This window comes from Vicinamibacteria bacterium (assembly GCA_035620555.1).
GTDB lineage: Bacteria > Acidobacteriota > Vicinamibacteria > Marinacidobacterales > SMYC01 > DASPGQ01.
In genome coordinates this window covers 1-10,532 of sequence record DASPGQ010000322.1, presented here as the reverse complement: position 1 = coordinate 10,532, position 10,532 = coordinate 1, and the positions used below count along the sequence as shown (strand labels likewise).

Below are 10,532 nucleotides of genomic sequence, written 5' to 3'. Positions count from 1 at the left end.
CGAAGGCGATGAGGGAGACCGGCGTGCCGGCTCAGCCGTCGGCCCACCCCATCCTGAAGACCGTGGCTCCGGTCATCGCCTCGGCCCGCCATGTGCGGATTCATGATGATCGCATCCGGGACGTCGCGAGCTGGATGGCGTACGAGGAGCTCCCCTGGCCCGACTTTCGCTCGCCCATCCAGCCGGAGGGAAACGACGCGGATACCATGGACTTCATCTTCCTCACCTCGACCATCAACTTCGCCTTCACCGACTTCGAAGAGCACGTGATGTTCCGGGTGGACTACGCCGGGGCGGAGCGGTCGGATTCGGACGCGATGGTGGCCTGCTTGAAGCGGGCTTTCGATCGGGGCATCCCGATCCTCGAGGGCAGCTACCTGGCCGAAGTCCGAAAGGCCGATCTCGAGGAAATCTTTCGCGGCAACATCATCATGCCGATGCTCGACGAGAGGCTCGCCATCTTCCATGAGGTGGGACGCGTTCTCGAGGAACGGTACGAGGGCAGATTTCACAAATTCGTTCAAGGGGGACCGCAGCGTCTCTACGCTCGAGGGGAAGGGGTTCTCGAACGCCTCCTCGCGGAGTTCCCCTCCTTCCGCGACGAGAGCGACTACCGGGGCCACCGGGTCTCGTTCCAGAAGCGGGCGCAGCTCTTGTTCTGGAACCTCCACGCCCGCTTTCGCCACGGAGGCTTCTTCCGACTCGAGGACGCACAGGAGCTGACCGTTTTCGCGGACTACATCGTACCGGTGGCACTCCGGCTCCTCGGGATCACTTCCTATAGCCATGAACTGGAACAGGCGATCAACTCCTACCGAATCATCCCCGTCCACAGCGAAGAGGAAGTCGAGATCCGCGCCTTCACTCTCTGGGGGATGCACCTTCTCACGAAGGCGTTGAACGCCCTTCGCCCTCCCGATCGGCAGATCATCGAGCCAGTGGTGGACGGCCGCATCTGGACCCACTACCACACCACGCACTGGCCACATCACCTTACCGTGACCACCGCCTACTGAGAGCTCGAATGCGATTGAAGGAATTCCTCCTCGTCGCGACCGTGGTCGCCATCCCCGGGTCCTCGAACGCGAGAGCGGCGCAGACGATCAAGGTCCTCGCCGACCAGGACAGCGCCGGGCCGCACGGCACCAACTTCCTCTCGCTCCTCATGCTCCTGATGTCGTCCGACGTGGAGCTTCTCGGGATCACGACGGTGAGCGGCGACCAGTGGGTGAAGCCGGCGACGGTCTTCGCGCTCCACGCTCTCGAGCTCACCGGCCGGCTCGACGTCCCCGTGGTCGCGGGCGCCGAGATGCCTCTTCTCAACCGCGGGAGCCTCGTCGAGGGAAGGGAATTGCTTTACGGCTCTCATCCTTCGTGGCACGGCTCCTTCAATCCCGATGCGCCGCCCCCGAGCCGCACCTGGGATCCGCCGGGCGGGCCGCCGAAGCTGAAGGCACGTCCCGGCCACGCCGCCGACTTCATCATCGAGACCCTGCGCGCCCACCCGGGTGAGGTCGTCCTCTATTGCGCGGGTCCTCTCACGAACCTCGCCCTCGCCGTTCGCCTGGCACCGGACATCGTCGGCCTCGCCCGCTCGATCCACATCATGGGGGGAAGCCGCGGGGGAGGATTCGAGCTCAACTGGTGGTGGGATCCCGAGGCGGCCGCGATCGTGATGCGCGAGCCCTGGAAGGAGATCCTCGTCACGACCGGCGAGCTGGGCTTCGAGGTGTGGTCCGACGAGACCATGATGCGCGCCATCGCGGAATCCGGAGGGCGACTCGCGAAGCACTTCCGGGAACTGTACGTCGAATATGAAAGCCCGGATGACAACACGCAGTGGTCGGCGATGTGGGACGAGCTTTCCGTCGCGGCGCTCCTGGATCCGAGCGTGATTCTGAAGTCCGAAACGCTCTACCTCGACGCCGTCATCCAGCAAGGACCCAAGTACGGTCACAGCCTCGTCTGGAGGAAGCCAGACGAGCCCCTGAGCTTCTTTCTCGCCTATAGCGGCCCCGACCCCGTGGACCTCTCGAAGTGGCGCTCGCACCTCGAGCCGCCCGTAGGCCTCCACCCCGCGCGGGTCTACGTCGAAGCGGACATTCCCAGGTTCCGGGAGCTCTTCGTCGATCTCATCTCCCGGTAGGCCAGAAGCCGGGAGGCCTCTCGGACAAGACTCCGAAGAGTGCGATGGGGACACTCGTCACGAACCGCCTGCGAGTGGTCATCGAGACCTCCGTTGTTAGGGCCGGCTCAAGAGCTCCACGTAGAGCTTCTCGAACCGCGCGACGTCGATGTCGGTCTGGACACGCCAGGTCTTCTTCGCCCAGGAGGGGCCGCCCTGGTCCTTCCTCCACCACACCGTCTTTCCGTAGTTCGGTCCAAAGCCCCAATCGACGTCGACGAAGAGCTCCTCGGTCTTGGTGATGATCGAGGGGTCGATGATGGCGGCGGCCGCGAGCTCGTCCCACATGAAGTTGAAGAGGTCCTCGTTTCCGCTCGCGTAGGCTTCCTTCACGTAGCGGGCGAGCGGGGTGTCCGCCTTGGCGACGGCATCGATCAGCTCCTGGCGCACGAAGGTCTTGTGACAGACGTCGATGGGAGTGAGCTCCCGCTCGTTCCAGTCGGTGCGCATGTGGATTCCCGCCGCTTCCGCGTCCCACCAGAAATTGAACTTCTCGTTCACGTGAATGGCGCCGCCCATGGTGTAGACCTTCTTGATCTTGGGAACGATGTCGGGGGCGAGCTTCACCGCGAGAGCGACGTTCGTCATGGGCCCCGCCGTGTAGAGGACGAGCTCCCCCGGGTACTTCCTCGCCATCTCGATGAGGAGCTCGGCGGCGTGCATGGGAACGGGCTTGATGGATGGGGGTCCGCCGGGAGCGGGAGGGATCGTTCCCGAGGGTGGAACGAGCTTTCCCCAGTTGCCGTACCATCCGTCGCCGGGCTTCGGACCCCAGAGCGCGTGTCGCATCTTCATCGAATCGCCCGTCTGGAGAAGAGGCTCCGCCGCGCCAGCCGCGACGGGAACGTTCGGCTTTCCGCTCACTTCCGCGATCTTGAGCGTGTGATAGAGCGCCTGGTCGAGCCAGGCGTCTCCGGCGATTACCCCGATTCCGACCACCTCGACGTTGGGCGCCTTGAGGAGCATCGCGATCGAGATCGAGTCGGTTCCCCCCGGGCCGGAGGTGTCCTGGTCGATGAACACCTTCGTGGTCTGCGCGAATGCGGGAATCGGGAGAAAAGCGAGTAGAGCGGCGAGGGCAGATTTTCGGTTCAACATGGGTAGCTCCTATTTCCTCATGAGATCGTAGAAGACCTCCATGAACCGCGGCGTGTCGAGGTCGAGGAGCACCGTCGCTTTTCCGACACCCTCGGGTGGCCGCCTCTCGGAGTCCCAGTAGAGCGTCTGCCCGTAGTGGGCGCCGTGGTCGACCTCGACGTCGAGGAAGATCTCCTCCGAGCGCCTCACGACCTCGGGCTCGAGGAGGGCGAGAATCGCGATCTGGTCGTACATGAGAGGGGTCACGGGATGAGCGGCCACTCTCCCGACGTGGGCGGACTCGAAGTAGCGACCAATCGGTGATTCGATTTCGGCGAGAGAGCGAGCGGCCTCGAGGGTGAACGGCGCCTGTTCCGCAATGTTGATGGGAGTCAGGGTCACCCGCCGCCAATCCGCCCGAAGCGTGATGCGCGCCGCCTCGGGGTCCATCCAGAAGTTGAACTCGGGGAGCCTCCCGATTCCGCCGCCCATGACGACGAGCTCGCGGGCGAGCGACGCGACCTCTGGATCCTTCGCGAGAGCGAGGGCGACGTTCGTGAGCGGGCCGATGGCCGCGACGAAGACCTCGCCCGGACGGCTTCGGATCGTCTCGATGAGGAAGTCGGCGGCGTGTTTCTCGCGGGGGCGGATGGATGCGAGAACGCCGTCGGGGGGAACGACGTCGTCGCGACCCGGTCCTCCCTCGCGCCAGGCGCCCTTGTAGCCGCCGTCGCTCGTCTCGCCATAGACCTTTTCGCGGCGGATCATCTCCTCCTGGCTCGTGACGAGGGGCCTCTCCGAGCCGGCGAAGACGGGGATCTCGGGTCTTCCGGCGATCTCGAGGAGCCGGAGGACGTTTGCGACTTCCTGCTTCAGCCAATCGTTACCGGTCACGACCGTGATGCCGAGGAGCTCGACCTTCTCCGACTGGAGGAGAGCGAGAAGCGCCATGGCGTCGTCGCTCGCGAAGCCGCAGTCGGTGTCGACGATGACGGGAATCGCCGCAGCGAGAACGAGAGCGGAGAACATCAGGAGCGGGCTCGCCACTCCCGATTGAACTGGGCGCGCTTGATGAAAGACTTCTGGGTGCCGATGGCGGTGGTGGAGATGCCGGCGTAGAGGTTCGCGCGCCGGATGGCCTCGCGCTCCGGATGACCCTCGGCGAGGAATACGGCGAAGCTTCCGATGAATGCGTCTCCCGCCCCCGTGGAATCCTTGGCGGTGACCGGGAACGCGGGGATGAGCTCCATCGCCTCGCGTGTCGCGAGAAGAGCGCCACGTTCCCCCAGGGTGAGGATCACCCGGGAGAGCCCCTGATCGAGCAGGTACCGGGCGCAGGCTTTCGCTTCCTCGACGGTCTTCACCGGCTTTCCCGTGATCGTCTCGGCCTCGCTCTCGTTCGGGATGACGTAGTCGGCGGGCGCAAGCCGCTTCAGGTCCGCGGGAGCAGCCGGGGCCGGGTTCACGATCGTGCGCACGCCGTACTTCTTCCCGAGGCGAACGGTGTGATAGACGGTCTCGAGAGGGATCTCGAACTGCAGGACGATGACGTCCGCTCGCTTCAGAAGGCTCGCGGCCTCATCGACTGCCTTCGGCGTCACCCGGTCGTTTGCTCCCTTGACGACGAAGATGCGGTTCTGGCCGCTCGGGTCGACGAAGATCGGGGCCACGCCGCTCGAGACGCCTTTGACCATCTTCACGTGGCGCGCGCCGATGCCGAGGGCCTTGAAGTTCTTGACCGTCGGGGGGCCGAATAGATCGTCGCCGACGCGCGCCACCATGTGCGCCTCGGCGCCGCAGTAGGCGGCCGCCACGGCCTGGTTCGCCCCTTTGCCCCCGAACCCGAGGTCGAAGTGATCTCCGAAAATGGTCTCCCCGGGGCGCGGGAACTTGTCCGTGAATGTGGTGAGGTCGATGTTGGCGCTTCCGACGACGACGACGCGGGGTTTTCTTGCCATAGAAGACCTACGAGGCAGATGCGAGCGCGATGATCGCGCCGATGTAGAAAACGAACATCAGGGCGAGGTTGCGCTTCGACTTCGCGCTCGCTCCCTCGAACTCTTTCCAGACGAGGACGCCCCACAGCGCCGCCACCATGGGAGCGCTCTGGCCGATGGCGTAAGAGATGGCGAACCCGACGCGGCTTCCCGCGATGAGGTTGAACGCGGTCCCCGTGCTCCAGATGGCTCCTCCCAGAAGTCCCAGGATGTGCCACTGGACTCCACCCTGCGTGTACCCGGACATCGAGACGGGCTCACCCGCGAGGGGATTCTTCATGAAATAGAGGTTGAAGGGGATGGTCGAGAGGAGCGCGGCGAGCGTGAAGAACACGGTCGAGGTGTAGGGGGTGAGCTGCCCTTCGCCCGGCGCCATGGCCACGGTCGTGAAGCGCACCCAGCTTCCCATCAGGAGACCACTGATGATGCAGATCCAGAGCCCTCGCCCGGTAACCTTCACCTTGCCTCCGCCAAGCTCCTTGTACGCGAGGGCATCGGCGATGATGGCGGCAACGGCGAGAGCGACGCCGAGAGCGATGAGGCCGACGTTTCCTTTTGGCTCGACGACGTAGGCGAGGACGGTTCCGAGGACGAGTGCCGTTCCGATCGAGACGGGAAAGGCGATGGCGAGGCCGGCGATTGCGATGGCCGCAACGAGGAGGATGTTCGCGAGGTTGAAGATCGCGCCTCCGATCATGGCCTGGACGATCCGGTCGGTGCCTGCCCGATCGAGATTTGTCAGGAAAGAGCTCTCGCCCCCGCCCGCACTCCCGAGAGTGAGAGCGAGGAGGACGGCCATCGCGAAGATGCCGATGGCGTAGTCCCAGTAGAAGAGCTCGAAGCGCACGCCCTTCGCGAGCTTGTAGGTGTTGGCCCACGAGCCCCAGCAGGCGGCGCAGAGGATCACGAGAAGGAGAGCGAATCCGAAGGATTCGGGAACGAACATGCGGAGCCCCCTCGATTAGGCCGGGGCACTCTAACATACCCGCGCGAGCGCGTGACACTCGGGATCGAATCCGTGGATCGCTTTCGCTAATTTTCACGCCGAAGAGGTTCTCACCCCATGTCTCTTCGCCAGGGACGCGCCCGGGACTGTTGGCTCATCGGTGTCCTCGCTACGGGACCGATGCTGGCAGGCACTCCGGTTCGGCGTCGAATCGAGCGACCCGGCGACCCTCGTCCTCGTGCCTTTGCTTCTCGCGACCGTCGCGGTCGTGGCGAGCTTTCTCCCGGCGCGACGAGCTAGTCGAGTCGACCCGGTAGTGGTGCTGCGGGCGGAGTAATCAGCTCGCCGGCCTCACCTAGGGTTCCCGTGCGTGCTGGGCGACGAGACGTGGCCGCGGTCAACGGACCTTCTGCTACTCTTTCTTCCGCTGCCGCCGAGATCGCTTGGCAGGCGTCTCGGGCCTCGGCTCCTCACCCATCACGCCCTCCCAAAACTCGTCGTGTTTCACGCCGGTCTCGCGCAGGCGCTCCTCGGCGGCCTTCATGAGACGCTGAAACCGTGGTGTGTGAGCCAACACCAAGCGTTCCAATTCGTCCTCGTCCGGTGGAGAGATGATCACCGCGACCGGGCGTCCGTTCTTCGTTACTACGATCGGTCCGCGCTCGCTCTCCTCCACGTAGCGACTAAACCGTGCTTTGACTTCTGCCAGCGGAGCGATCTTCATATCATGAACCTCGAGCGCCCAATGTACAGCGAGCTTCCCTTCTTGTGTCCAATCGCCAGGATATGAACTTCACGTCGAGACGCGTCAACACTGTAATAAGCTCGAAAACGGTTCTCAGGGCCAAACCGTAGCTCCCATTCCGTGCCCAGGGCGTTCGGTCGTCGCATCGGCTTGCGGTTTCTCGTCTCGACCATGGGCTCGTGGCTCAACTGCTCCCGGAGGGTGTCTCGAATCAGCGAATAAAATTTTCGGTCTATGCTTTCGAGATGCGTCTTCACCTCTCGGTCGTAGATCAGCTCGTAAGCCCGCTTGGCCACTCGTTAGTCACAATTATAGTCAAGATACCCACAGAGAACAAGGAGCGCCAGCACCAGTCTCCCGGCCGACAAAGAGGAGCTGCGTCGCGGCGGGGTCGGGTAACCTTGTTCTAGATCCCGCGCAGGTCGAGTTCCAGTGACCGAGGTCGCTCTACTTCGGCCGCATCGGCGCGACCAGCGCTCCGAGAGGGTGCGTCGTCGTCGCGACGGCCAGATGCATGTCTCCCGCAAGCAGTGCTCCGAGATCGCGGTTCCGGACGAGGAGGCTTCCGCGGGGCCCGTCTTCGAGAAGGGCGACGATGGGCCCATTCTCCCCGCGGTGCATTCGAATCGATGTGACCTCGCCTGGCAGAACGCCCTCGAGATCGATGCGGTAGTCGAGCGTCTGGCTCGGATGGTCGAGAAGGAACGTGGCCTCCACAGTGATGCCGTTCTGAGACGCCTCCAAAGTGAAGGCGCGGCTCAGCGGGCCGCTCTTCAGAGACGGCGTTCGCTGCGGGGGGACGCGCGGCCTTGCCACCCTCTCATAGTCGAAGGCCATCGCGATGAGATCGGGCTCGCTGAAGGGCTTTCCCAGAAGCTCGATCCCAACGGGTACCCCGTCCTCCGTCAGGCCCGCGGGAAGGCTGAAAGCGGGAAGACCGGAGTGAGCGGCAACCTGACAGGCGCTTCCGCTTTGTGGATCGCCCACGACGGCGAGACGCCGTCGAAGCGAGGGGTAGACGATCGCGTCGAGGCGGTTGTCTGCCATGACCTTCAACAGGGCGTCGCGCACGACGTCGCGTTTGGCGAGGGCGATCGCGTACTCGTCTGAGTCCGTATCTTTCTCGTCCGAACGGCGAAGGGGACTTTCCAGCGCGTCATGGTAGAGGCCGCGGCCCAGGATCTCGGCGAGGGTTTGCACGGGAGCTCCTGAAGCTCGGAGGTAGGTTTCGAAGTCGTGCTTGAACTCCATATCGATGACGCCGGAGCTTTCGAGAAGCTGCGAGAGGTCCGGAACCTCGACATCGACCGCCTCCGCGCCCTCGGCTTTCATGACGTCGACGGCCTCGAGCACGACGTCGGTCACTTCCTTCTCGTCGAACATCGATCGGAGGATGCCGAGACGCACGCCGTCGAGTGCTCCCTCTCGCAGGAACGCGGTGTAGGACGGAGGGCGCCGAGCTCCACCGGAAGCCGTCTGGGGATCGGCCTCGTCCGGACCCACCGTGGCGTCGAGAACGAGGGCGAGATCGATGACGCTACGGGCAATGGGACCTCCGACGTCCTGCGTGTGTGACAGCGGGATGATCCCGTCGCGGCTCGAAAGCCCCTGGGTGACGCGCAGGCCGAAGAGGTTTGCGTTCGCCGCGGGGATGCGGATCGACCCGCAGGTATCGCTTCCCATCCCGACCGCGGCGAAGCTCGCCGCGATGGCGGCACCCGTCCCCCCGCTCGACCCGCCCGGGTTTCGAGTCGGATCGTAAGGATTCAGCGTTTGTCCGCCCAGAGAGCTGATCGTCGTGATGCCGCGCGCAAACTCGTGCATGTTCGACTTGCCGATGAAGACCGCTCCCGCTTCCCGAAGCTTGCGCACCTGAAAACCATCGTCGGGCGGCACGAACTCGGCGAGCGACGCCGAGCTCACCGTCGTCGGCATGTCGAACGTATCGTAGTTGTCCTTCAAGATGACCGGGATGCCGTGAAGCGGCCCGCGAGACCCGCGCTCGGCCCGCTCGCGGTCGAGCGCTTCCGCCTGCTCGATCGCGTCAGGGTTCAGATGGATCATGGCGTTGAGCGCGGGCGGTTTGCGATCGAAGGCCTCGATGCGCTCCAGGTATTGCCGGGTGATCTCCACCGAGGTGACTCGGCCGCTTTCCATCGCTTCTTGAAGCTCAGGAATGGTCTTCTCGAATACGTCGAACGGGACCTCGGGTTGTGGCAGGAGCGCGACCGCGATGAGAAACGAAATCATGACCGGGGATCGTATAGCGGAAACCACCGGGTCACCAGGGCCACGATGGCCGTAAGGTATAATTCAGCGTGGTTCCACGAAGCGTTCGTCCGTTGTTCTGGGAAATCGACGTCACGACCTTCGTGCCGCGAGACTACCCCCGTTACACGATAGGGCGCGTGCTCGAATTTGGAGATGAACACGCTTACGCCTGGCTCAGGGAGATTTTTTCCGATACGGAGATCAAAGAAGTGCTTCGTTGCGAACGGCGTCTCAGCCGAAGATCGGCAAACTTCTGGTCGCTCGTGTACGGTCTGCCAAGAGACCAGGTGGCGGCCTTGTCCGCGTCTTGATGGAACCATCCGGTGATTGGCATCCGGAGGTCATCTCCGACGATGCGCAACGTCTCCTGGTGATATTGAATGCATCGGCGCTTACGCCTCGCTTCTATCTTGCTGGAGGAACCGGACTCGCTCTTCGCTACGGTCACCGGCGCTCCGTTGATTTCGATTTTTTCTCTCTCGAGCCCTTCGAGGAGGACGCGCTTCTCACCTCACTTCGAAAGCACGAGCCTCTCTCGGTTCTGAGTCGAGCTCCATCGACCTTGCATCTGGTGGTCTCGGAGATCAAGGTGAGCTTCCTCGGTTATCCCTATCCATTGCTTTTCGCCCTCGACCGCTACGGTGGCGTCGACGTCGCGGACGTGAGAGACATCGCCTGCATGAAATTGAGCGCCGTCGCTAGCCGGGGAACAAGACGGGACTTCGTCGACCTGTACATGGTCGCCAAACAATATTCTCTCGGCGAGATTCTTGCGTTATTCATTCGAAAGTACGCCGGGATCGAGTACAACCGGATGCACCTCCTCAAATCACTCTCCTATTTCGAGGACGCTGAGGTCGATCCACCTCTTCAGATGTTGACCGAGCTGTCCTGGTCCGAAGTCAAGGAGTTCTTCCGGCGGGAGTCGACTGCGCTCCTGTAGAGCGCCGAGATTAGCTTTACCGCAAGCTCATCGAGCTTTCCTCTTCCTTTTGGCCCCTATTTTTTTCTTGGAACGCACCCTTGGCCATTCAATTGCGCCTATATTGCGTTTGTATTAGAATAAAATTGTGACTACAATATCGATCACCATCGATGAACCTCTCTTGCGTGCCATTGATAAAACTGCGAGGGTCTCCAAAAGGACGCGTTCTGAAATCTGTCGGTTGGCGCTACGGAAGTGGCTCGAGGCCGAGCGCGAGGCTGTGATGGTCAAGGAGGAACAGGAGGCTTATCTCGCTCACCCCGTGACGTCCGACGAGTTCGGTGATCTGATCGATGCGCAGAGCATCCACGATGACGAAGAGGAAC

The 10,532-nt window shown here is 63.1% G+C and carries 11 protein-coding genes; 5 read left to right on the top strand and 6 right to left on the bottom strand.

Annotated features, from left to right (window positions below; genetic code table 11):
- Together VEK15_13260 and VEK15_13255 are read left to right on the top strand one after the other, a co-directional pair.
- Positions 1-1,016, top strand: a 1,016-nt coding sequence (locus VEK15_13260; GenBank protein HXV61660.1) for a queuosine salvage family protein, incomplete at its 5' end; no start/stop codon positions are given.
- Positions 1,017-1,024: 8 nt separating this feature from the next.
- The gene (locus tag VEK15_13255; protein HXV61659.1) at positions 1,025-2,146 is read left to right on the top strand and encodes a nucleoside hydrolase; all 1,122 of its coding nucleotides are present in this window, start codon (positions 1,025-1,027) and stop codon (positions 2,144-2,146) included.
- A gap of 96 nt (positions 2,147-2,242) precedes the next feature.
- Here the strand turns inward: VEK15_13255 and VEK15_13250 are convergent, their stop codons facing one another.
- From VEK15_13250 to VEK15_13235, 4 genes are read right to left on the bottom strand one after another with little or no spacing between them, the layout of a single operon-like run.
- Complete coding sequence (locus VEK15_13250; protein HXV61658.1) at positions 2,243-3,283, bottom strand: nucleoside hydrolase; 1,041 nt, start codon at positions 3,281-3,283, stop codon at positions 2,243-2,245.
- Positions 3,284-3,292: 9 nt separating this feature from the next.
- Positions 3,293-4,309, bottom strand: coding sequence for a nucleoside hydrolase (locus tag VEK15_13245; protein ID HXV61657.1), 1,017 nt, complete (start codon positions 4,307-4,309; stop codon positions 3,293-3,295).
- Positions 4,291-5,220: a ribokinase gene (gene rbsK / locus VEK15_13240; protein HXV61656.1), complete on the bottom strand. Its 930-nt coding sequence runs from the start codon at positions 5,218-5,220 to the stop codon at positions 4,291-4,293. The genes VEK15_13245 and rbsK overlap by 19 nt, the downstream gene beginning before the upstream one ends.
- A gap of 7 nt (positions 5,221-5,227) precedes the next feature.
- A complete protein-coding gene (locus VEK15_13235; protein HXV61655.1) occupies positions 5,228-6,205 on the bottom strand; it encodes a multidrug DMT transporter permease in 978 nt (325 codons plus the stop codon).
- Between the two features lie 160 nt (positions 6,206-6,365).
- Between VEK15_13235 and VEK15_13230 the strand changes: the two genes are divergently transcribed.
- Complete coding sequence (locus tag VEK15_13230) at positions 6,366-6,542, top strand: hypothetical protein (GenBank protein HXV61654.1); 177 nt, start codon at positions 6,366-6,368, stop codon at positions 6,540-6,542.
- 75 nt (positions 6,543-6,617) lie between these two features.
- Here VEK15_13230 and VEK15_13225 read toward each other — a convergent pair whose 3' ends face one another.
- Positions 6,618-6,929 (bottom strand): type II toxin-antitoxin system Phd/YefM family antitoxin, encoded by a 312-nt coding sequence (locus VEK15_13225; protein HXV61653.1) that lies wholly within the window; start codon positions 6,927-6,929, stop codon positions 6,618-6,620.
- 468 nt (positions 6,930-7,397) lie between these two features.
- Positions 7,398-9,200: an amidase family protein gene (locus tag VEK15_13220; protein ID HXV61652.1), complete on the bottom strand. Its 1,803-nt coding sequence runs from the start codon at positions 9,198-9,200 to the stop codon at positions 7,398-7,400.
- A 68-nt stretch (positions 9,201-9,268) separates the two neighbouring features.
- Here VEK15_13220 and VEK15_13215 point away from each other — a divergent pair, with 68 nt between their 5' ends.
- Positions 9,269-9,532 carry a hypothetical protein gene (locus tag VEK15_13215; GenBank protein ID HXV61651.1) on the top strand — a complete coding sequence of 88 codons (264 nt, stop codon included), beginning with the start codon at positions 9,269-9,271 and terminating at the stop codon, positions 9,530-9,532.
- Entirely contained in the window at positions 9,532-10,164 is a 633-nt protein-coding gene (locus tag VEK15_13210) for a nucleotidyl transferase AbiEii/AbiGii toxin family protein (GenBank protein ID HXV61650.1), read from the top strand. The genes VEK15_13215 and VEK15_13210 overlap by 1 nt, the downstream gene beginning before the upstream one ends.
- Positions 10,165-10,532: the final 368 nt, after the last annotated feature.

What these genes read in the sequence shown, in the direction of transcription:
- VEK15_13225 (HXV61653.1), bottom strand. Translation starts at nt 6,929, where the DNA reads ATGAAGATCGCTCCGCTGGCAGAAGTCAAAGCACGGTTTAGTCGCTAC.
- rbsK (HXV61656.1), bottom strand. Translation starts at nt 5,220, where the DNA reads ATGGCAAGAAAACCCCGCGTCGTCGTCGTCGGAAGCGCCAACATCGAC.
- VEK15_13250 (HXV61658.1), bottom strand. Translation starts at nt 3,283, where the DNA reads ATGTTGAACCGAAAATCTGCCCTCGCCGCTCTACTCGCTTTTCTCCCG.
- VEK15_13220 (HXV61652.1), bottom strand. Translation starts at nt 9,200, where the DNA reads ATGATTTCGTTTCTCATCGCGGTCGCGCTCCTGCCACAACCCGAGGTC.
- VEK15_13210 (HXV61650.1), top strand. Translation starts at nt 9,532, where the DNA reads ATGGAACCATCCGGTGATTGGCATCCGGAGGTCATCTCCGACGATGCG.
- VEK15_13235 (HXV61655.1), bottom strand. Translation starts at nt 6,205, where the DNA reads ATGTTCGTTCCCGAATCCTTCGGATTCGCTCTCCTTCTCGTGATCCTC.
- VEK15_13255 (HXV61659.1), top strand. Translation starts at nt 1,025, where the DNA reads ATGCGATTGAAGGAATTCCTCCTCGTCGCGACCGTGGTCGCCATCCCC.